Here is a 21,391-nt window from a genome sequence, read left to right as displayed (position 1 = left end):
TTATCTTCCTCGTTTCGCTGTCATAACTATAATTGCCATAACAACTGCCAGACTCGCTAATGCTGATGCAAGTCCAATATAACCACTTCCAGTAACTCCAGATAAGATATACCCAATACTTGCACATAACGCTACCGTTAACGCATACGGCATCTGTGTTGACACATGATCAATATGCCTGCATTGTGCACCCGCAGATGAAAGGATCGTTGTATCCGAAATCGGAGAAATATGATCTCCACAAACCGCTCCCGCAAGAATCGCTCCTACACAGACAGACATCATCATATAATTACCACTTAAAATTGTAACAGAAATAGGGATCAAGATTCCAAATGTTCCCCAGGATGTTCCTGTTGCAAATGCAAGTCCCAAGGAAATCAAGAAGAAAATAACAGGCATCACTGCGATTGCCATTGTACTTCCTCCAACTGCTGCCTTTACAAATCCTTGAATATTTAAATATTCAGCTCCACAAATTCCTGATAATGTCCATGCAAGACAAAGAATCATGATCGCAGATGTCATTGCTTTAAATCCTTGTGCAAAACTTCCACAGAAATCTACGAACGCAAGAACTTTTCTTGGAATATATAAAATAAACGTAAAGATCAACGTTAAAAATGATCCTAATACTAGACTTCTCGCGCTAGAACAATTTGCAAATGCTTCTGCCAATGGAACTCCCTTAAAGAACCCTCCAGTATACAGCATAAACCCAATGCATGATGCGATCAAAAATAAAATTGGCAGAATCAGATCTTTTACTTGTCCATGCCCAACGATCGGCACTTCTTCTGCATCCTCCACAACCTCTTCTAAATGTGCATTCAGCTCGTACTGTTTCATCTTTGAATAGTCAATATTTGCAATGATCAAAAATGCTAAAAATGCTAATGTAAGCAATGCATAGTAATTAAATGGGATTGCATTTAAAAATAAAGTGAATCCATCAATATTACTACCTGCTGGTAAAGATGATCCAACTGCTGCTGCCCAACTTGAAATTGGTGCAATGATACACACCGGTGCTGCTGTTGCATCAATGACATAAGCTAGTTTCGCTCTTGTAACTTTATATTTGTCTGTTACTGGACGCATAACTGTTCCGACTGTCAGACAGTTAAAATAATCATCAACGAAAATTACAACGCCAAGACAAATGGTTGCAAACAACGCCTGTCTCTTTGTACGGATTGCTTTCGCTGCCCACTTTCCATAGGCTCTGGAAGCACCAGATTTTGTGATCAGTGCTACCAGAATTCCCAATAATACTAAAAATATCAAAATATCGCAATTGGCTCCAATTTTCTCTCCCATGATCGCAAAAATCGTATCCATGGCCTTGATCAAATGAAAATCATGATACATCAAGGCGCCTGATGCGATTCCGATCATCAGCGATAAATATACCTCCTTGGTCACTAATGCCAAAATAATTGCGATCACCGGCGGAAGAATCGCCCAAAATGTACCTGTCATGTATATTTACTCCTTAATCCTTTAATCTCTGTAATAATTGATGAGACATCCTTTTAAGATGATCTCTCTCTCATCATCTGTTAATTCACCTAATGTTAAGGTGATCTCTTTCATTCCTTCATTTACTACATATGCAGGAATGCTTGTAAGTTTGTCTTCTACCGCTTTGCGGATCTCTGGAACAAAGATGTAATCTTTATTCTTAAATGGAAGGTCACCCTTCTTGATTGTAAATGGTAACATACCCCAGTTGATCAGGTTGGAACGGTATCTCTTTGTCGCATATTCATTTGCGATATTTGCCCATCCACCTAATACTTTCTGGCAGGAAGCTGCCTGTTCACGTGCAGAACCATCTCCTGGTTTTACTGCAAAGATCGTACTTCCGATTCCTAGATTATCCTGAGTCACATCTGCATAAGATTCTTTGACCGTTGCTAAGATATCTTTCACTTCTGGAAAAGCTTCGGCTGCATCTTCACCAGCTTCGATTGCTTTCTGTGCTTTCTGTACTTCTTTTGCAAGTCCTACATATGCAGGATCTTTTCTTGATAATGCAAACTCTGCAAGTCCTAATGGGTTAGAACGATAAGATGAAGTCTCTCCTGAAGGAATCAGTTCATCTGTTGTTGTAACAGGATCATGAATTTCTGAAACAACTTTTAACAACATATTCTGTGGAAGTGCAGACATCTCTGGCCAATCTTTGATGTTTGGTCCAAACTGAATCTCTACAGATGGATCTGCAACACCTTTGCTGTCAAATACACGATTATCGTAAATTGTCTTATCAAAATGATATTTTGGAATAAAATCACTTGCTTCCACATCAGTTGCAGCTGTTAAATATCCTTTATTCGCTGCAGTTGCCGCGATAGAACGTGCATCCATTAATGCTACAGAAGAAATCTGACCATTCTGAAGTTTAGAGCCTTCACGATTTGGGAAGTTTCTTGTTGAATGACGAATACTGAATGCATTATTCGCAGGTGTATCTCCGGCACCAAAGCAAGGTCCGCAGAAAGCTGTCTTAACGATCGCACCTGTCTGCATCAAATCTGCAACTGCTCCATTCTTTACCAGTTCCATATAAATTGGTGTACTTGCAGGATAGACACTTAATGTAAATTCGTCAGAACCGATACTTGCTCCCTTTAAGATGTTAGCTGCCGCACAGATATTCTCATATCCACCACCAGCACATCCTGCAATGATTCCCTGATCGACATAAAGTTTTCCATCACGTACTTTATCACGTAATGAATAATCAACAGCTCCATCTAAACTTACTAATGCACGTTTCTCTACATCTGCTAAGATATCATCAAGGTTTGCATTCACCTCTTCGATCGTATATGTATTGCTTGGATGGAATGGCATAGCGATCATTGGTTTGATCTTATCTAAGTCAACTTCCACGATTCCATCATAGTAAGCAACTTTTCCAGGATTTAATTCCTTAAAGTCTTCAGATCTTCCATGAATCTCATAAAATTCTTTGATCTTGTCATCTGTTCTCCAGATAGAAGACAGACATGTTGTCTCTGTCGTCATAACATCGACACCGATTCGGAAATCTGCACTTAAATTAGACACACCAGGTCCGACAAATTCCATAACCTTATTATTTACATAACCTTTTTCAAATACTGCTCCAATAATTGCCAGTGCAACATCCTGTGGCCCGACTCCTTTGACTGGTTTACCTTTTAGATAAATTCCGATTACTCCAGGCATGTTGATATCATAAGTTCTGTTAAGAAGCTGTTTTACAAGTTCTGGTCCCCCTTCTCCCATTGCCATGGTTCCAAGTGCTCCATAACGAGTATGGCTGTCTGATCCAAGAATCATCTTTCCACCGCCTGCTAACATCTCTCTTGCAAACTGATGAATAACTGCCTGATGAGGTGGTACATAAACTCCACCATATTTCTTTGCAGCTGTTAAGCCAAACATATGATCATCTTCGTTGATCGTTCCACCAACAGCACACAGACTGTTATGACAGTTTGTCAAGACATATGGTACCGGGAATTTTTCGATTCCTGATGCTCTTGCTGTCTGGATAATTCCAACAAACGTAATATCATGGGATGTTAATTTATCAAATTTGATCTGAAGTTTTTCCATATTTCTGGATGTGTTGTGATCTCTCAAAATACCATATGCGATGGTATTTTTCGCAGCATCCTCCTTGGATACTTTTTCACCGACAAGCTGCTTTAAAGCTCCGGCTTCAGATTCTTTTACTAAAGTTGTTCCGTCTACAAGATATGCACCTTCTGAAAATAATTGAATCATGTATCTGTCCTCCTGCAATGCATTTTTTCTAATTATTATAACATACTTCTGCACTTTATGGAAGTAAAACGTTAAAAGGTGCAGACATCGAAGCTCTGCACCTTATGTATTTTATTTACCTTAAATGAGAATCAGATAAACTGTTGCAATTGAAATAACGATCTGAATGATCGCAAATCTGAAAACTGTCTGTGTATTAGACCATCCGATCTTTTTGCGAACATGATCATGAAGCGGCATGGTTGTATTTTCAAAAATATGAATCTTTAAAAATCTTAATAATGCAACCTTTAAAAGTCCTAAACCACCATCAAGGATCAGGATTAACGCTACTAATAAGAATAAGAACGGACTTCCTGTCTTAAGCACTGCAATACTAATAAAAATTCCCATTGCACGGCTTCCTGCATCTCCCATCATCAGACGGCTTGGTGTTGCATTATACCATAAATATCCAAGGATACATACAACAAACAGCAGGATGATATATGGAAACTGTGTTTCGTTACCACGGATCTGGTCGATCACATAGATTGTCATTAATGTAATGATCGTTAATGTTCCTGATAATCCATCAACCCCGTCAGAACAGTTTGTGACATTGATTGCTGCCCATACTAAGACGATCGTAAGGATAAAGAACAATACTGGTGGAATGTAGAATTTCACACCAATCGTTGCAAGCTCTACATAAGTAGAATTAAAATGCATATAGTTAAGTGCTGCTACTGCCGCTACAAGGAAATCAAGAATTCCTTTTTTCAGCTCACCCCATGGCACTTCTGCTGCATCATCCAAAAAACCTGTTAACATTTCAATGAACACAAGTACCAGATAGATAAACATCTCCACAGACATCTCTCCAAACAGCAATGCTGCAATACAGAACACAGAAATAAAGATGATCCCTGCACCCCTTGGTTTTCCTGCGGATAACTTTCCATTATGTGCAAATTCTCTTCCATGATCTCTTGGCAGCCAATCATTTAAAAAGGATGTCAGGATACACGTTGCAGAAAATGCAAAAAATACTCCGATAAATGCCGTGATCGGTAAAACTTCTCCGGCAAACATATTTAACATTGGTATTCCTCCTAATTATCTTTTGATATGCTCTTTTTTATCACACAATTATTTAGTATATCACGGATTTCAAATATTGCAATTCCCTTTTTTCTATTCTTGCTTCATTTTTTTTACTGTTTTTAACAGCTCTTTTGTATCTTTTGTAATATCTTTTGCACCAAAAATTGCTGAAACTACAGCAACACCATCAATCCCTGTTCCTGTTAAAGCATCAATATTATCTTTTTTAATTCCTCCGATCGCCACGATTGGTATATCCACAGCTTCTTTAATCTTTTTAATTTCTTCTTTGGATACAACATTCGCATCTTTCTTTGTCGATGTCGCACATACGGCTCCAACTCCTAAATAATCTGCTCCACCTTTTTGTGCTTTCAGTGCTTCCTTCACATTGTGAGCGGATACACCTATGATCTTATCTTCTCCAAGAAGTTTTCTTGCTTCTTCCACAGACATATCATCTTGTCCAATATGTACTCCGTCAGCATCTACTTCCAGTGCAACTTTGATATTATCATTGATCACAAATGGAATCTGGTATTGTGCTGCCAGTTTCTTCATCTCTCTTGCTTCTTTTATAAATTCTCCCTCTGAAAGCTTCTTTTCACGAAGCTGCAAAAAAGTAATGCCGCCTTTTAGTGCTTGTTTTACCTGCTCCATTAGTGTGACTTCTTTCGCCCATGCTCTGTCTGTGACTGCGTATAATGTCATTGTTTCAGCTTCTACTCTCAATCTGATTACTCCTTTCCATCCATGTTTCATCTATATTACTCATCGCATCTATAAGATGCACTTTTAACGTTCCTGTTCCTTTTGCATTTTCTCTGGCATATTCCCCACAGATTCCCATTGCAGAAACTGCTGTGACTGTTGCTTCTAGGATATTTCCTTGGTTTGCCCCGATAAATCCTGCGATCACGCCATCAAGCATACACCCGCATCCTGTAATTCTTGCCATTTCCGGAACACCATTTTTTATAAAATAAACAGTTTCTCCATCTGTTACAAGATCAGTTTCTCCTGTAATCACAATAACAGCTTTTGTTTTTACTGCCAGCTCTTTCGCCATCCTGATTACTTTTTTCTGATTGTCTTCCGTTATAATATCATCTTTCTTCGCATCCACACCATAAGAATTTTCACTCCATTCATATAGTGTCTTTATCTCTGATATATTACCACGGATGACACTAAAATGAACCTCATTAAGCAGTTTTATTGCTGTATCTTTTCGAAACTTTGATGCTCCGACTCCTACTGGATCAAATACGATTGGATGACCTGATTCATTTGCTTTCTTTCCTGCAAGCAGCATTGATCTTACGATATTTTGCTTTAATGTTCCCATATTGATCACAAGGCAGTCACTGATACCCGTAATCTCACAAACTTCTATTGGGTCATCCGCCATGATCGGAGATGCACCCATCGCAAGAATAATATTCGCTACGTCATTGATCGTTACATAATTAGTAATACAATGAACCATTACTGAATCTTTTCTAACCTTGTCAAAAACATTTTGAAAATTCAATTCTCCCATTATTTTTCCTTCTTTGTTATTTCTTTTCATACATTCTATTGCAGATTATACCACAAACACAAAAAAAGGTATACCAATGAATTTTTCTCACATTTTGCCATCCATAGAATATTATAAACTGTAAATAAATCTTTGGAGGTTTTAGCATGAGTGATTTAGCTGCAACTGGCTGCGGAGGATCTTGTGGTTCATCTGGTTTCGGAGGAAATAACAGCTGCCTGCTTCTTTTAATTCTGCTTTGCTGCTGCGGATGCGGTAATAACGATGGATGCGGATGTGGAAATGGCTGTGACAGCCTGATCTGGATCATCTTAATCCTGTGTTGCTGCGGTAATGGTGGTTTTGGATGTGGAAATAACAATGGCTGTGGATGTGGATGCTGATCCTATCAATTTTGACATAACACGATCTTTCCTTAAAACGTAAAATGAGGATGCCTCAAACTGGCATCCTCATTTTTATTATCGTACGATTAAAAATAGCAGACATAAAATCCATATATTCGGCTGATTTTGTTTTCTACATATTGCTTTTGTTTTCTGTGCATGATAACTGTTTTTATTTCTTATTTCCTTTGAATCCCTCTGTCTTCTCTTTTGTTCTTCTTTTCTTTTTAGACACTCTGCATCTAATTCATAGACCGTATTTTCTTCTTCCACAAAAATTTCACTCATAATTTACTTCACCTCCTAATACTATAGGATATGAGAATAAATCTGAAGGTTGTGACAATCATGGAACAAAACCAAATTTCCTGGGAAAATTTCTTCCGCAGTGATTCTTCTAATATGTTAGAAGATGCTCTTCCATATCTGCCGCCAAATTTAAAAAAAGTGGCAGCAATCTATATTAAATTAACAGAATTATCCCGAATCTCCACTCAATTTGATAATGAACAAACGCTTTCCGCCTGTGGTTTTGACCAAAATCCTGCTTCTATGGAATTATTACTAAATGCCATGAAACTTCGTGCGCCAAAAGAAACTGCCGAGCAAATTGAACAAATTCTCCAAATGATGCAGATGTTTGAAATATATCAAAATTACCAGCGTTTTGTTGACACTACTGGTAATCATAGTCCTTCTTCATCAAATAAAAATTCTAATGCAGATCTTTTTTCAAAACTAATGCCAATGATGATGGCAGGCGATTCATCTTCTAATAACCATCCGAAGCCAAATACTGATTTTATGAACAAATTAAACCAGATTCTAAAAAAATAAAGGAGTTTTTTATGTCTGATCATTCTAGCCATTTAAAAAATTTATCAGATCTTAATCCAAAAAAACTGGAGATCATTGAATTTGTGATCTCCAGCTGTCAGGGAAAGCCTCTTGAACTAATTCTTCCTGATCTTATGGCAGCTGCAAGCCGCCTTTCTGAACAAGGTCTTTCTTTTACAAATGAAGAAATCTCTGTGATCATGGATAGTCTTAAGGAAACAATGTCTCCTGAGGAACAGCAGCGTATTGATATGATCCGTCCATTGATCATGTAACTTTAAGAAAGCAGTTCTTCTGCTTTCTTTAAATAACCGCGGATCACGTCACAAGAATGAGCAAACTGTGCCTCTTCCTCCGCTGTAAGTTCCATTTCCACAATCTCTTCTATTCCATCTGTTCCGATCACAACAGGTACTCCTGCTGCCACATCTTTCTGTCCATACTCTCCATCTAGATGTACAGATAATGGCCAAATTCGTTTTTCATCATGAAAAATAGATTTTACGATCTCACTTAATGCAATTCCGATTCCAAATTCCGTACTTTTCTTTCCAATAATGACCGTCATTCCTGCCTGACGTACTTCATCCTGTAACTGTTCGATCGTAATCTTTCCTAATGTATCTGGATTTTCTTTCTGTAATTTTACAAATGATTTTCCACCAACGGACACATGAGATAATGGGACGATCTGGGAATCTCCATGTTCTCCCATACAGAAAGCATCAATAGAATTTCTATGATATCCTGTTTTTTCTTCCAGAATTCGCTTAATTCTCAAACTATCAAGACTCGTTCCTGTACTAAAGCAACGGAATCTATCAATTTCCAATGCCTTTCTTAAACATTCCCCAACAACATCTGCAGGATTTGTGATACTGATCAAAATTCCTTGAAACTTTGTGTTTTTGATCTTTGGAATGATATCTTTGAGTCTCTCTATAGAGTCTTCAAACATGTCAAGTCTCGTCTCTCCCTCTTTACGGCTTCTTCCGATCGCATTAACAAGAATATCTGCATCACAAAGATCGTCGTAATTTCCTGAGCGAATCACAACTTTTGCAGGAATGCATGCTCCCATATCATCAAGATCCAGCACCTGGCTTTTTGCTTTTTCTTCATCTGTGTCGATCAGCACAATTTCATTTGCAAGAGCACGAAACATCAATGATAATGCACAATGTGTTCCAACATGTCCTGCTCCTAAAATCACGATTTTTCTATTCTTCATCTGCTTTTCCTTTCATTTTAATTAAGTATCTGTATTTTCCGTTATCTGCACTCGATCACTGCATAAGGTTTTTGGTTCGCATCACACATGCTGACCAGTATTCTGTTATCTTCTTTTGCATATCTTGGATATAAAATATCTCCTTCATATGCTTGTTTTTTGTATTCCACACGAAGTTGTCTGACCTCTAAATCCTGGGGCAGCTGCTCAAATGCTGTCTTTACATACCAGCTGTTATTGACATGTTCATTGCTGTCGATCCAACTTCTTTGTACCTTTACTGCTTCTTTGTCTTCCCATTCTCTGGATAGTTTGATCTTTCTTGGTTCATATTCCATCTCTAACGGAGTTTCTAATTTGTAAACATTTATTTCTTCCTGTCCTGGTCGGACTGGCATTCCTGTTTCTGTGTTTATATATACCCAAATTGAATTGGCATACGCTAATCGTTCACCTTTTGTTGTCTCCATAATAAAATTCCTTGTCGCATGGAACTTATCAAATCCAGAGCCCCATGTTCCAACTATAATATTTTCACATTCTTCTGGTCGTCTTTCAAAGACGATCTGCCAAGAATTCAAGATCCATGCACGTTTTTTATTTGCAAGATATTCTACTCCAACACCCAATTCTTCTGACTGAAAAGCACTGCAGTCCTGAAAATAATCAACTACTGCCGGAATTGATAGCCTTCCGCTTCTATCGATTTCACTGTATCGGATTCTACTGTCAAATGTATACATATTATAACCTTTCTGATTTTTAAGTGAAAAAATAGCGCAGACACTTTTCATCGTTATCTGCGCCATTTGTATCATTTTATTTCTGAACGATATTTACGATTCTTCCTGGTACATAAATTTCTTTTACAATGTTTCCATTTAATTTATCTCCAAGAACTTCTTTTGCTTTCGCAAGAACAGAATCTTTATCTTCTTCTGCAGCAATGACAAGTTTTCCTTTGACTTTACCATTGATCTGAACAACGATCTCTACTTCGTCTTCTTTCATTGCTTCTTCATCATATGTTGGCCATGTCTCAGCAAATACACTATCCTCATGTCCCATTGCTTCCCATAATTCTTCTGCGATATGTGGTGCAAATGGTGCTAGTAATACAACTGCATCTTCCAGAGTTTCTTTGTCAACTCCATCTTTTTTAGCCATTGCTGTTAATGTATTTGTGTATTCCATGAATCCACTGACAACAGTATTTAAGCTGAAGTTATTTAAACGTGTTGTAATATCATAAATCAGTTTATGACGAACTTTTAATAATTCTTTATCAGCTTTTACACCTTTATCTTTCTGGTCCATAACGAGTTTGTAGAATCTTGTTAAGAATCTATGCACTCCGTCAATACCACTCTCATCCCATTCTGCATCTAATTCAGGTGGTCCGACGAACAGTTCGTACATTCTTAAGGAGTCACATCCATAGTCTCTTACAAGATCATCTGGAGATACAACATTTCCTTTAGATTTACTCATCTTGATACCATTTTTACCTGTGATCATTCCCTGATTGAACAGTTTGTGGAATGGCTCGTCAAAGTCGATCACTCCGATATCACATAAGAATTTCGTGTAGAATCTTGAATATAACAGATGTAATACGGCATGCTCTACACCACCAATGTACATATCAACTGGTAAATATTTATCTGCTTTCTCTCTGGATACTAATTCTTCATTATTCTTGTTATCGATATATCTTAAGAAATACCATGAAGATCCAGCCCACTGAGGCATTGTATTTGTCTCACGTTTGGCATCTTTGCCACATACAGGACACTTGCAGTTTACCCATTCTTCGATATCTGCTAATGGAGATTCTCCTGTTCCTGTTGGTTCGTATTTCTCTACTTCTGGTAATGTTAATGGCAATTCTTCTTCTGGTACCGGAACTGCTCCACAGTCTGGACAATGAACAATAGGGATTGGTTCACCCCAGTAACGCTGACGACTGAATACCCAGTCACGTAATTTGTAGTTTGTTGTCTTCTTACCGATTCCCATCTCTTCGATGATCTTTGGTGCTTCTTCTTTTAATTCAGAAGATTCTTTTCCATTCCAGTCTCCGGAATTGATCATGATACCTGATGCTTCTGTGTAAGCTTCTTCCATGTTCTCGATCTCTTTACCATCTTTGGCGATAACCTGGATGATAGGAATGTTGAATTTCTTAGCGAATTCAAAGTCACGATCGTCATGAGCTGGTACACACATGATCGCTCCTGTACCGTAATCAGCAAGTACATAGTCAGATAACCAGATTGGTACTTTTGCTCCATTGATTGGGTTGATCGCATAACTTCCTGTAAATACACCTGTCTTTTCTTTATCCTGCATACGGTCTACGGATGATTTTAATGATGCCTGATAAATATATTCTTCTACTGCTTCTCTTGTCTCATCTGTTGCAAGTTCTTTCGCAAGCTCATGTTCTGGAGCTAATACCATGAATGTTGCTCCATGTAGTGTATCTGGACGAGTTGTGTATACTGTGATCTCATCATCTCTTCCGTCCACCTTAAAGTTAACTTCTGCACCATGGCTCTTACCGATCCACTCTGCCTGCATCTTCTTAACTTTCTCCGGCCAGTCAAGTTTATCAAGATCTGCTAACAAACGATCTGCATAAGCTGTGATCTTTAACATCCACTGTCTTAAGTTTTTCTTTGTAACGTCTGCTCCACAACGTTCACACTTACCATTAACTACTTCTTCATTTGCAAGTCCTGTCTTACATGATGGACACCAGTTGATCGGCATCTGTTTTTCATATGCAAGACCTTTCTTGAACATCTTTACGAAAATCCACTGTGTCCATTTGTAAAATTCAGGATCTGTTGTGTTAACTTCCATATCCCAGTCATAGATTGCTGAAATCTCGTTGATCTGGCGTTTGATGTTCTTAATATTGGCTTCTGTAGAAATGCGAGGATGTGTTCCCATCTTGATCGCATAGTTCTCTGCTGGAAGTCCGAATGCATCCCATCCCATTGGATGAATGACATAATATCCATTTAACAGTTTGTAACGGCTCCATACATCACTGATCACATATCCTCTCCAGTGACCTACGTGAAGTCCACTTCCTGATGGATATGGGAACATGTCTAAGCAGTAATATTTTGGTTTCTTACCGTCATTTACATTGACAGGATGTTCCTGCCAGTGTTTTCTCCATTTTTGTTCGATTGCCTTATGGTTATAAGGTGTTGCCATATTTTATTCCTCCTAGCCGTATCTATCTCTTGCTGACTGTCCTATTGCTTATGCCAGCTGATAAATTCTTTAATCTTTTTTATTTTATCATACTGAAATGTCGTGTCAACTATCCTGCTAAAAAACTTCAAAAATTATAAAGAGGAAATGCATCATTTCCAGATACATTTCCTCTCTTAAATTATAATTACTGTTCAACTGGCTGATCAGTCTGCTCTTCTGCGGATTGTTGGGCTTCCTGTTCTACATTTACTGTTACTGTAACTTTATATGTTACAGTCTTTCCATTCTTTCCTTTGTAAGAAACTGTTGCTGTAATAACTCCTGTTTCAGTATCTTTTGAAACTGTTACAGTTGCTGCAGTTGATTTTACAGTTGTTCCATTGTCTGTGATCGTAATTGCTTCATATACTGCTTCATATACTGCTTTCTTGATCTGATCATCTGTTGCTGAATCTTTCACTGTCACTGTCACTGTTTTTGGTGATTTGATCACTGCATCACCTAAAACTGTGATCTTAACAGTTTTTGTAGCTGCACGATTTGGTTTGTTCACATTCTTCGCAACATACTGTACATAATATGTTCCAGCTTTTGTAAATTTGTATGCTTTTGCTTTGGCATAGCTGTATGTTGTGTAGCTGCTTGCACCTGGTGCTTTAATCTTCACACTCATGCTGCTTGTTACACTCTTACCACTTTTCATCTTCGCAGATACACCGCTGACTGCATTGGTTGTATTGATATTCACTGTACGATTCTTAGCTGTGATCACTGGTGCCTTTGTATCAACAACTCTCACTGTAAATGTCTTTGTTGTTGTAACTCCTAAAGAAGATTTTACAGCATATTTGATTCGATATGTTCCAAGTGATTTTGTTGAGAATTTTGCCTTCTTATACTTACCATTGCTGTATTTTGTTACTCCGTATGTAACTTTGCTTGTAAGACTTCTCTTTGTGATCTTATCTTTTGCTGTTACACCAGATTTTATATTATAAGAAGTTCCATACTCTGCTGTCGCAGCTTTCTTTGATGAAATACTGATCGTTGCTTTCTGTTTGCGATATGGATTCTTCTTATCTGGATCTGTTGGATCCCAGTACATTCTTCTGGATGTTGACACTTTGATTCCTTTTGGTTTACCAAGAGGTCCTGGGTTCTTGCTGCTGTATACAGTAACTTTTGTTCTTAGTGCACAGTTATCATAGATCCATTTTGCATCTGCTACTGATAATCTGACACATCCATGAGATGCCGTCTGCCCAAGTTTATTAAACTGTACCGTTGACTGTGTTCTCTTATCTTTCTGATAATACCATACAGAATGGAAGAGGATTCCTCCATGGATCCTTGTACAATACTGTCCATAACTTGGTCCCATCAATGTCTGCCAGCGATATTTGGCTGGTGTATAGAAAGTACCTGATGGTGTGTTAGATCCTCCACAGGAAACCAAAAATGCTTTGATCGGTTTATACTTTCCTCTCTTTAACTGATAAACAGTTGCTACATTTGCCCGTTTGTTAACTTTGATCCAATACTTTGTATTGGCAGCCTTCGCAGTCTTTGGTGCTGCAAATGAGAATCCAAATGCTGTCACGATCATTAATACGACTGCACATAATTTTTTACATCTTAATTTAAATGATTTCATATTGCTCCTTTCTTTCCGCCTGTTCTTTTTTATTATATCTTTGCATTTTCTTCTTGTAAACATATAAATATGCTGATATGATAAATTTAAATTTTTTTTAAGATTTGTAATCATTTTTTATTCATTTTCAAATGATTACAGTACAATAAGAAAGGATGTTTTTATGTTTCAATTTAATCACTTTAATTTTAACGTTTTAGATCTTGAAAAGAGCTTAAAATTCTATAAAGAAGCTTTAGGACTTGACGTTGTCCGCGAAAAGGATTCTTCTGATGGAAGTTTTAAGATCGTTTATCTTGGCGATCACTCTTCTGATTTCTTATTAGAGCTTACTTGGATGCGTGATCAAAAAGAGCCTTATAATCTTGGAGATGAGGAATTTCATCTTGCTTTGACTGCAGATGATTTTGATCAGGCGCATGCACTTCATGAGAAGATGGGATGTATTTGTTTTGAGAACCATGATATGGGGATTTATTTTATTAATGATCCGGATGGGTATTGGATTGAGATCATTCCAGCGAAATAGATTGATTGATACTATCTAGGCTATAAATGAAGAATTGCTCTATCATCTGGCTCGGAACGCGTGTTCATACGGTTCTGTGCCAGATGATAGAGCAATTCTTCTTATACTTTAATGTATTGGATACTATTTCGGTATTATTGAATGTTCCATCTTTGGCTTCTTTTGTTTCTCTCCTTCTCCTACCGCTACAATTATTCTTAAAAAATAAATCTGCTGGAATTGAGGAAATCTTAAATTTTCCAAGATGAGCTGATCTAATGCCATTTCAGCTAACTTATATTCATCTCTTTGCACATTCGCCCAGGCCATCTTCAAAAGATATCCATTTTTTATACTATATCATATCCCCCCTATATTAAAACAAGCTGACACCACATATTTCTGTGATATCAGCTTATCTTCACATATCTTATCAAATTTTATCTACAATTCTTCAAGAATGCCTCATATCCTTTTTCCACTTCATAGATATCGGACTTACTTGTGATTTCCCATGGTGCATGCATGCTTAGAACTGCAACGCCACAGTCGATGACATTCATGCTGTAGGCTGCTGGAATGTAAGCGATCGTTCCTCCGCCTCCTTCGTCAACTTTTCCAAGTTCAGCTGTCTGAAACGCTACTTTTGCATCATCAAAGATCTTTCTTAACTGGGCGATGTATTCTGGGTTTGCATCATTGGATCCTGATTTTCCTCTGGCTCCGGTGTATTTGTTTAATACTAAGCCCTTTCCGAAATATGCACAGTTTTTCTTCTCCATAACACTTGGATAGTTTGGATCGAAGGCTGCGCTTACGTCGGATGATAGCATGTAGGAATTCTGCAGGGTTCTTCTTAATCTCAGGTCATTGTAATCTCCTGTTAAGGCTAAGATTTCCGCGACTGTATTTTCAAAGAATTTAGAGTGCATTCCAGTTGCTCCAACACTTCCGATCTCTTCTTTATCTACTAAGATGCAGCAGGATGTTCTCTTTGTTGCTTCTACATTTAACATAGCTGCTAATGATGTATAGGCACAGACTCTGTCATCTTGTCCGTAGGACATGATCATGCTGCGATCTAATCCAAAGTCTCTTGCTTTTCCTGCTGGTACGACTTCAATCTCTGCGGATAAGAAGTCTTCTTCTTCTATTCCGTATTCTTCATCTAATAACTGTAACAGCTGTTTCTTAACTGCTTCTTTTTCTTCGTCTTTTAATGGTTTACTTCCGATCAGAACGTTAAGGTCTTCTCCTTCTACGATCACATTCCCTTTCTTCTGCATCTGTTTTCCTGATAAATGGATTAAAAGATCTGTAATTCCCACTACTGGATCTTCGTCTTTTTCTCCAATACAGATGTTGACTCTTGTTCCATCTTTTTTAACTACAACTCCGTGTAATGCCATTGGAAGTGTAACCCACTGGTATTTTTTGACTCCACCATAGTAGTGTGTGTCTAATAATGCCATCTCTGTATCTTCATATAATGGATTTTGTTTTAAATCCAGTCTTGGGGAATCGATATGGGCTCCTAAAATATTTAATCCGTCTTCGATCGCATCTTCTCCAATCTGGAATAATACGATCGTTTTCTCCATCCATGTGCGATAAACTTTATCACCTGCTTTTAATGGTGTCTGATTCTTGATCAGTTCTTCTAAATCCTGATATCCGGCTTTCTCTGCCAGTTCTATAGATTGTGCCACGCATTCTCTTTCTGTCTTTCCATTGGATAAGAAATCTTTGTATTCCTTACAAAGTTCTTCTAACGCCTTTAAATCTGCTTCTTCATATGTTGTCCATGCATTTGCTCGATTCATCTATAATGTCTCCTTCCATTGTGCTTCTTTAAATCCAATCAGCACGAAATCATCTCCTACAATCAGTGGTCGTTTTACTAACATTCCGTCTGTTGCAAGCAATTCATATTGTTCTTCTTCTGACATTTCTGGTAATTGATCTTTCAATCCAAGTTCACGGTATTTCATGCCACTTGTATTAAAAAATCGTTTCAGCGGCAGTCCGCTTCTTTGATGCCAGTCTTTTAGTTCTTCGGCGGTTGGATTGTCTTCGATGATATGGCGGTCTTCATAGGATACGCCATGTTCATCCAACCATTTCTTTGCTTTCTTGCAGGTACTACATTTGGGATATTCTAAAAACAGCATTGTTTCGCCTCCTCGCATTTATCTTATCTGTTTTATCATAGCACATTCTCGTGTCAGCGTAAATCTTTGAATAATTTTCTCAAAATAGTACCAGTAATCTTTCCGTTTTATGTTCTGTTTTGTGTAAACAGGTATGGCCTTTTGACTTTTCCCATTGACCAGATATCGAATTTCTCCAATCTTTTGCCCTTTTTTCACAGGGGCATCAACGTATGAAGGCAAAATACTCTCAACCTTTATCTGATCCGTTTTCTTTACCAGAAATGAAACTTTCAGATTTCCTGTTTTTAATAAGACTTTTTGTTTTAAGCCATCTTTTACATAAATCTCTTTGATCTTACTTGTATCTGCAACAATCTCTCGTTTCTCGTAATGATCTGTGGCATATTGGACCAGCTTTCTTACATCGTTCCATTTATAGGTTTTATGTGGCGGCCATCCACTTGCAAGAACTGAAAGTGTCATCGTCATATTTTTCTGCTTCACTGCTCCGACATAGCAATATCCCGCTTTCGAAGTATACCCTGTCTTCCCAGATATAGCTCCCTGCATAGTAGATAACAATGCATTATGATTGTTACAGGTAAACCTTCTCTTCCCACTGTCATCCGTAAATGTATGCTGTTTTGCCTGTGTAATTTCAAGGAAGTGCTGATTCTTAATGCAAGATGCCATAATCTTTGCCAAATCCTGTGCGGTTGTTTCATGCCTTCCGTTCTTGTCTGTCCCATCCAGTCCATTTGGTGTTACAAAATGTGTATTGGATGCTCCAAGTTTTCCTGCCAACTGATTGACTCTTTTTTCAAATTTTTCTACACTTCCTGCGGCGTATTCTGCCAGCACTACTGCACAATCATTATAAGATTCCAGCATCAGTCCATAAAGTAGATCTTTCACTTTATAACTTTCTCCTTCTCTAACCCCTAATCTTACTTTCGGCTGTATTGCAGCATTTTTGGAAACTTTAGCCTTCTTTTCAATATCACAATGTTCTAAAATATATAAACACGTTAAAATCTTTGTCGTACTTGCATTTGGCATTTTCTGGTCCTTAGATTTTCCATAGAGAATCTTGCCGCTTTCAGCATCCATGATCACAGCTGCCTTTGCATTTAAATTTAATTCGTCTGCTGATATCGAATATATCTGTACACTGCATATGATCATATATAAAAAAACAAAAACAATGGTTTTCATATCCTCATACCTTTCTTTTTATTCATCGAAAATTCAATATAATACAAGTATATGGAATCCATTGTTTCTTTATTATAATTTTATGATAAATACTGGCATTGGCGGATTGTTTTTCTTGTTCGGGAAGTCCTGTCTTGCAATAAAATATTTACGATCATCCAGCTGACTTAAGTATTCAAGTACACCATCTCGTTCCTCAAATCCACTATCTCCTCCACTGTAAATACAGATACTCATGATCCCACCAGTTTTTAGCAGCTCAAACCCTGCTTGTATTGCCTCAATCGTTGTGTTTGTCTTCGTTGCAAGATGGTGATCTCCACCCGGAAGATAGCCAAGATTAAACATAATACAGGATACTTCTGATTCTTTGACGTACTTTTTCATATGTTCGTGTCCATCCAGGATCAGTTTTGCATTCATTTCATGCTTATCTAACTTTTCTTTTGTTTGTCTTAATGCATCCTCCTGCACATCAAAGGCATATACTTTTCCATCTATTCCTGTTTTACTGCATAAATAATAAGTATCTCCACCTTTTCCCATCGTTGCATCAATGCAGCAGTCTCCTTCTTTGATATATCCATCCAATACCTGATGGATCCAATCTGTCATAGTAATTCTCATTTCATTATTTCCTTTTATTTGCTTATATTAATGAGTCCTGTTTTTTAAGGATTCTCCACCAACAATAAAAAAGCAGGGAAGTTTATTGGCAAACTCCCCTGTATTTTTATTAATAGTATGTTACAACCGGATCACCCTGGCTTACTAATTTGTATAATGTTGCTGCGGAAGATGTTGGAAGGTTAACGCATCCATGAGATCCGTTAGAAACATATTCACTTCCACCAAAGGATCCTCTCCATGGTGCAGAGTGGAATCCTACATTGCCAATGAATGGCATCCAGTATTTAACGTCAGAACTGTATCCCTGTCCACTTAATGTCGCACTTGGCTGTTTATAAAGAATATACGCAACACATTCTGGTGTCTTACGGTCTGCTGTAAGCTTACCAGTAACACAAGCTGTCGCAAATTTTAATTTTCCTTTTTTATAATAATAAACAGTCTGTGCACCCATATCTACTTCTACATAAGTATCTCCGATATCTCCGTTAACACCATCATAGACTTTCGCTTTTTCTCTCCAGTATGGCTCTCTTGTTTCTGTTGTTCCTTCTTTTAACATCTTCTTTACAGAAGCCATTTCTTTGTCTTTACTGATACGCCATCCATATGGTCCACCATAGATCTTCTTTGTACGTCCATCATGTGTTTTAAACTTATGCCATCCATACTGTGTATTGTATTTATACATAAATTTTAATAGCCAGTTTTCCATTGCATTTTTGTCTACTTTATATCCTGAATAATCTTTCTTGGTCTTTAACCAGCTACTGTATGTATTCTTATCAAGAACAACTACCTGTTTTCCAAATTTATATGTAATACTTCCTTTTAACTTCTTGTTCATCTCTTTTGTAAGACTTACAAGCTTGTCACTCTTAGATGTATATTCTGGATTGTTATAGCAGTTCTCTTTATCCAGAGAAATTGAAGGAATTCCATCTTTGACAGCTTGTCCAATCTTCTTTGCTGCTATATCTTCCTTAAGTTCTGTTCCTTCCTCTTCTTTCTGGATGATGAATTTTCCATCTTTATATACTGGTTTTGCATTCGCCGTCTTGATCATCTTCTTACTATTGAATGCATCTAGTTTCTTATATGCTTTATTGAAAGACTTTGTATCATAAGAATACATTGTCACATTGTCATAATGTTCTGTACCAAATAGTCCTTTAATCCATCCAAATGATCCTTGATCTTCTTTAATCTGTTTAATCTCATCGGCACCTTCAAACTTGGTTTTAACCTGATCACTTGTTAATGTTTCTGTCTTTCCTTTTCTTTCCTTGATAGTTAAAGAATAGTCACTTGCATTCTTATTGAAAATCTCAACAACTTCATCTGCTGTCTTTCCAGCAACATTCATTCCATTGATCTTAGTTCCCCAGAAGAATTTCTTACTGAAGTAAAAACCAATCACAAAATAGATTACCAGTACCGCAACAACTGCAATTCCAAGATAATGTTTCCATGTTAGTTTTTTATTTTCCATTTGTTTTATCCCTCCTAAATACAACTTCCTATTATAGTGCAATCTTTCTAAAATAACTACTGTTTTTTTATACTTTTATGTATTTTTATAGAATCAATTTTCATAATTTTTTTGGTTTTTTTAAGATACTTTGATAATTTTTTAACATTTTCTCTTGTACTTACACATTCAAAATGATAAAATATAACTAGTGTGTTAACAATGAAACTTAGATTTCATCTAATTTATTTTTAGGAGGACTTATTATGTCATTCACGCAAGAATATCAAAAAAAATTAACAACAGCAGATGAAGCAGTTAAGGTTGTAAAATCTGGAGACCGTCTGGAATATGGATGGTGCGTAACAACTCCAGTAGCTTTAGATGAAGCACTGGCAAAACGTATGCCAGATCTTGAAAATATCCAGATCCATGGTGGTATCGTTATGCGCCCACTGGCAATCACTCAGATTGAAAATCCAGCGGACCATTTCACATGGAATTCCTGGCACATGGGTGGTTTAGAAAGAAAATGGATCAATGAAGGATTCTCTTTCTATGCACCAATTCGTTACTCTGAATTACCAAGCTACTATCGTGATTATCTTCCAGAAACTGATGTCGTTATGATGCAGGTTGCACCTATGGATGCTCACGGATATTTCAACTTTGGTCCTAGTGCATCTCATACAGCTGCTATGCTTGAGAAAGCAAAATGCGTTATCGTTGAGGTTAATGAGAATATGCCTCGTTGCCTTGGAGGATTTGAAGAAGGAATCCATATTTCCAAAGTTGATATGATCGTTGAAGGAAATAATCCAGCAATCGATGAATTAGGTGGCGGAGGAGCTGCGACTGAAGTTGATCAGGCAGTTGCAAAACTGATCGTTGATCAGATTCCTGATGGAGCTTGTTTACAGCTTGGTATTGGTGGTATGCCAAATGCCGTTGGATCTCTGATCGCAGAATCTGACTTAAAGGACTTAGGTGTTCATACAGAAATGTACGTTGATGCGTTCGTTGATATTGCAAAAGCTGGTAAGATTACTGGAGCTAATAAAAACATCGATCGTTATCGTCAGACATATGCTTTCGCAGCAGGTACTAAGAAGTTATATGATTATTTAAATGATAACCCAGCATGCATGAGTGCTCCTGTTGATTATACAAACAGCATTGCTACTATTTCATCCATTGATAACTTTATCTCTATCAATAATGCGGTAGATATTGACCTTTATGGACAGATCAGTGCTGAATCTTCAGGAATTCGTCAGATCAGTGGTGCCGGCGGACAGCTTGACTTCGTTATGGGTGCTCACTTATCTAATGGTGGTAAGAGTTTCGTATGCTTGTCTTCTACTTTCACAAATAAGAAAGGTGAGACATTCTCAAGAATCCTTCCTACATTACATAATGGATCTATCGTTACTGATACTCGTGCAAATGCTCACTATATTGTTACCGAATATGGTATGGCTAACTTAAAAGGTAAGTCTACATGGGAACGTGCTGAAGCATTAATTAACATCGCTCATCCAGACTTCAGAGACCAGCTGATCAAAGATGCTGAAACTGCTCATATCTGGAGAAGATCTAATAAATAAACTTCCAAAAGAGGTTTAATAGTTTTTTAAATTTTCCAAATTTTAAAAATCCC

The 21,391-nt window shown here is 37.4% G+C and carries 20 protein-coding genes; 5 read left to right on the top strand and 15 right to left on the bottom strand.

The annotated features are described in order from the left end of the window. The 5 genes from OCV53_RS04895 to thiM form a co-directional block, all read right to left on the bottom strand. Positions 1 to 1,482, bottom strand: coding sequence for a Na+/H+ antiporter NhaC family protein (locus OCV53_RS04895; RefSeq protein ID WP_022375263.1), 1,482 nt, complete (start codon positions 1,480 to 1,482; stop codon positions 1 to 3). A 21-nt stretch (positions 1,483 to 1,503) separates the two neighbouring features. Further along, positions 1,504 to 3,783: a hydratase gene (locus OCV53_RS04890; protein WP_055196850.1), complete on the bottom strand. Its 2,280-nt coding sequence runs from the start codon at positions 3,781 to 3,783 to the stop codon at positions 1,504 to 1,506. 120 nt (positions 3,784 to 3,903) lie between these two features. Then, positions 3,904 to 4,866, bottom strand: a complete 963-nt coding sequence (locus OCV53_RS04885) for an MraY family glycosyltransferase (protein WP_022375261.1) — start codon at positions 4,864 to 4,866, stop codon at positions 3,904 to 3,906. 93 nt (positions 4,867 to 4,959) lie between these two features. Next, positions 4,960 to 5,631 (bottom strand): thiamine phosphate synthase, encoded by a 672-nt coding sequence (gene thiE, locus OCV53_RS04880; RefSeq protein ID WP_022375260.1) that lies wholly within the window; start codon positions 5,629 to 5,631, stop codon positions 4,960 to 4,962. Next, on the bottom strand, positions 5,585 to 6,412 hold the full coding sequence (gene thiM, locus OCV53_RS04875) for a hydroxyethylthiazole kinase (protein WP_022375259.1): 828 nt from the start codon (positions 6,410 to 6,412) through the stop codon (positions 5,585 to 5,587). The genes thiE and thiM overlap by 47 nt, the downstream gene beginning before the upstream one ends. A gap of 146 nt (positions 6,413 to 6,558) precedes the next feature. On the opposite strand from thiM, the gene OCV53_RS04870 reads away from it, so the two are divergent. Beyond that, entirely contained in the window at positions 6,559 to 6,795 is a 237-nt protein-coding gene (locus OCV53_RS04870; RefSeq protein WP_022375258.1) for a hypothetical protein, read from the top strand. Positions 6,796 to 6,873: 78 nt separating this feature from the next. Here OCV53_RS04870 and OCV53_RS04865 read toward each other — a convergent pair whose 3' ends face one another. Then, positions 6,874 to 7,086: a hypothetical protein gene (locus OCV53_RS04865; protein ID WP_022375257.1), complete on the bottom strand. Its 213-nt coding sequence runs from the start codon at positions 7,084 to 7,086 to the stop codon at positions 6,874 to 6,876. Positions 7,087 to 7,146: 60 nt separating this feature from the next. On the opposite strand from OCV53_RS04865, the gene OCV53_RS04860 reads away from it, so the two are divergent. Next, positions 7,147 to 7,635: a hypothetical protein gene (locus OCV53_RS04860; protein ID WP_242852118.1), complete on the top strand. Its 489-nt coding sequence runs from the start codon at positions 7,147 to 7,149 to the stop codon at positions 7,633 to 7,635. 11 nt (positions 7,636 to 7,646) lie between these two features. Further along, positions 7,647 to 7,910, top strand: coding sequence for a hypothetical protein (locus OCV53_RS04855; protein WP_055196847.1), 264 nt, complete (start codon positions 7,647 to 7,649; stop codon positions 7,908 to 7,910). Positions 7,911 to 7,912: 2 nt separating this feature from the next. Here OCV53_RS04855 and OCV53_RS04850 read toward each other — a convergent pair whose 3' ends face one another. From OCV53_RS04850 to OCV53_RS04835, 4 genes are all read right to left on the bottom strand, one after another. Next, complete coding sequence (locus OCV53_RS04850; RefSeq protein ID WP_055196845.1) at positions 7,913 to 8,866, bottom strand: L-lactate dehydrogenase; 954 nt, start codon at positions 8,864 to 8,866, stop codon at positions 7,913 to 7,915. A gap of 41 nt (positions 8,867 to 8,907) precedes the next feature. Further along, complete coding sequence (locus tag OCV53_RS04845) at positions 8,908 to 9,609, bottom strand: acyl-[acyl-carrier-protein] thioesterase (protein ID WP_055197196.1); 702 nt, start codon at positions 9,607 to 9,609, stop codon at positions 8,908 to 8,910. 76 nt (positions 9,610 to 9,685) lie between these two features. Continuing rightward, complete coding sequence (gene leuS / locus OCV53_RS04840; protein WP_055196843.1) at positions 9,686 to 12,097, bottom strand: leucine--tRNA ligase; 2,412 nt, start codon at positions 12,095 to 12,097, stop codon at positions 9,686 to 9,688. 187 nt (positions 12,098 to 12,284) lie between these two features. After that, entirely contained in the window at positions 12,285 to 13,754 is a 1,470-nt protein-coding gene (locus OCV53_RS04835; RefSeq protein WP_081019997.1) for a L,D-transpeptidase family protein, read from the bottom strand. A gap of 163 nt (positions 13,755 to 13,917) precedes the next feature. On the opposite strand from OCV53_RS04835, the gene OCV53_RS04830 reads away from it, so the two are divergent. Continuing rightward, a complete protein-coding gene (locus OCV53_RS04830) occupies positions 13,918 to 14,283 on the top strand; it encodes a VOC family protein (RefSeq protein WP_022375250.1) in 366 nt (121 codons plus the stop codon). A gap of 419 nt (positions 14,284 to 14,702) precedes the next feature. On the opposite strand, the gene OCV53_RS04825 is transcribed toward OCV53_RS04830, so the two are convergent. From OCV53_RS04825 to OCV53_RS04805, 5 genes are all read right to left on the bottom strand, one after another. After that, a complete protein-coding gene (locus tag OCV53_RS04825; RefSeq protein WP_055196838.1) occupies positions 14,703 to 16,085 on the bottom strand; it encodes an aminopeptidase in 1,383 nt (460 codons plus the stop codon). Further along, complete coding sequence (locus tag OCV53_RS04820; protein WP_022375247.1) at positions 16,086 to 16,433, bottom strand: arsenate reductase family protein; 348 nt, start codon at positions 16,431 to 16,433, stop codon at positions 16,086 to 16,088. 18 nt (positions 16,434 to 16,451) lie between these two features. Then, positions 16,452 to 17,630: a D-alanyl-D-alanine carboxypeptidase family protein gene (locus OCV53_RS04815; protein WP_022375246.1), complete on the bottom strand. Its 1,179-nt coding sequence runs from the start codon at positions 17,628 to 17,630 to the stop codon at positions 16,452 to 16,454. Positions 17,631 to 17,702: 72 nt separating this feature from the next. Further along, entirely contained in the window at positions 17,703 to 18,257 is a 555-nt protein-coding gene (gene mnmM, locus OCV53_RS04810) for a tRNA 5-(aminomethyl)-2-thiouridylate-methyltransferase MnmM (RefSeq protein ID WP_242852117.1), read from the bottom strand. Between the two features lie 109 nt (positions 18,258 to 18,366). Next, positions 18,367 to 19,752 (bottom strand): L,D-transpeptidase family protein, encoded by a 1,386-nt coding sequence (locus tag OCV53_RS04805; protein ID WP_055196836.1) that lies wholly within the window; start codon positions 19,750 to 19,752, stop codon positions 18,367 to 18,369. A gap of 245 nt (positions 19,753 to 19,997) precedes the next feature. Between OCV53_RS04805 and OCV53_RS04800 the strand changes: the two genes are divergently transcribed. Further along, the gene (locus OCV53_RS04800) at positions 19,998 to 21,338 is read left to right on the top strand and encodes a butyryl-CoA:acetate CoA-transferase (RefSeq protein WP_022375243.1); all 1,341 of its coding nucleotides are present in this window, start codon (positions 19,998 to 20,000) and stop codon (positions 21,336 to 21,338) included. Positions 21,339 to 21,391: the final 53 nt, after the last annotated feature.

It is taken from the genome of Anaerostipes amylophilus (assembly GCF_025567365.1).
Lineage (GTDB): Bacteria > Bacillota > Clostridia > Lachnospirales > Lachnospiraceae > Anaerostipes > Anaerostipes amylophilus.
This window is presented reverse-complemented; position numbering and strand designations above follow the sequence as displayed.

Coding starts and splice junctions, on each gene's coding strand:
- OCV53_RS04895 (WP_022375263.1), bottom strand. CDS start 1,482: ATGACAGGTACATTTTGGGCGATTCTTCCGCCGGTGATCGCAATTATT.
- OCV53_RS04890 (WP_055196850.1), bottom strand. CDS start 3,783: ATGATTCAATTATTTTCAGAAGGTGCATATCTTGTAGACGGAACAACT.
- OCV53_RS04885 (WP_022375261.1), bottom strand. CDS start 4,866: ATGTTAAATATGTTTGCCGGAGAAGTTTTACCGATCACGGCATTTATC.
- thiE (WP_022375260.1), bottom strand. CDS start 5,631: ATGAAACATGGATGGAAAGGAGTAATCAGATTGAGAGTAGAAGCTGAA.
- thiM (WP_022375259.1), bottom strand. CDS start 6,412: ATGGGAGAATTGAATTTTCAAAATGTTTTTGACAAGGTTAGAAAAGAT.
- OCV53_RS04870 (WP_022375258.1), top strand. CDS start 6,559: ATGAGTGATTTAGCTGCAACTGGCTGCGGAGGATCTTGTGGTTCATCT.
- OCV53_RS04865 (WP_022375257.1), bottom strand. CDS start 7,086: ATGAGTGAAATTTTTGTGGAAGAAGAAAATACGGTCTATGAATTAGAT.
- OCV53_RS04860 (WP_242852118.1), top strand. CDS start 7,147: ATGGAACAAAACCAAATTTCCTGGGAAAATTTCTTCCGCAGTGATTCT.
- OCV53_RS04855 (WP_055196847.1), top strand. CDS start 7,647: ATGTCTGATCATTCTAGCCATTTAAAAAATTTATCAGATCTTAATCCA.
- OCV53_RS04850 (WP_055196845.1), bottom strand. CDS start 8,866: ATGAAGAATAGAAAAATCGTGATTTTAGGAGCAGGACATGTTGGAACA.
- OCV53_RS04845 (WP_055197196.1), bottom strand. CDS start 9,609: ATGTATACATTTGACAGTAGAATCCGATACAGTGAAATCGATAGAAGC.
- leuS (WP_055196843.1), bottom strand. CDS start 12,097: ATGGCAACACCTTATAACCATAAGGCAATCGAACAAAAATGGAGAAAA.
- OCV53_RS04835 (WP_081019997.1), bottom strand. CDS start 13,754: ATGAAATCATTTAAATTAAGATGTAAAAAATTATGTGCAGTCGTATTA.
- OCV53_RS04830 (WP_022375250.1), top strand. CDS start 13,918: ATGTTTCAATTTAATCACTTTAATTTTAACGTTTTAGATCTTGAAAAG.
- OCV53_RS04825 (WP_055196838.1), bottom strand. CDS start 16,085: ATGAATCGAGCAAATGCATGGACAACATATGAAGAAGCAGATTTAAAG.
- OCV53_RS04820 (WP_022375247.1), bottom strand. CDS start 16,433: ATGCTGTTTTTAGAATATCCCAAATGTAGTACCTGCAAGAAAGCAAAG.
- OCV53_RS04815 (WP_022375246.1), bottom strand. CDS start 17,630: ATGAAAACCATTGTTTTTGTTTTTTTATATATGATCATATGCAGTGTA.
- mnmM (WP_242852117.1), bottom strand. CDS start 18,257: ATGAGAATTACTATGACAGATTGGATCCATCAGGTATTGGATGGATAT.
- OCV53_RS04805 (WP_055196836.1), bottom strand. CDS start 19,752: ATGGAAAATAAAAAACTAACATGGAAACATTATCTTGGAATTGCAGTT.
- OCV53_RS04800 (WP_022375243.1), top strand. CDS start 19,998: ATGTCATTCACGCAAGAATATCAAAAAAAATTAACAACAGCAGATGAA.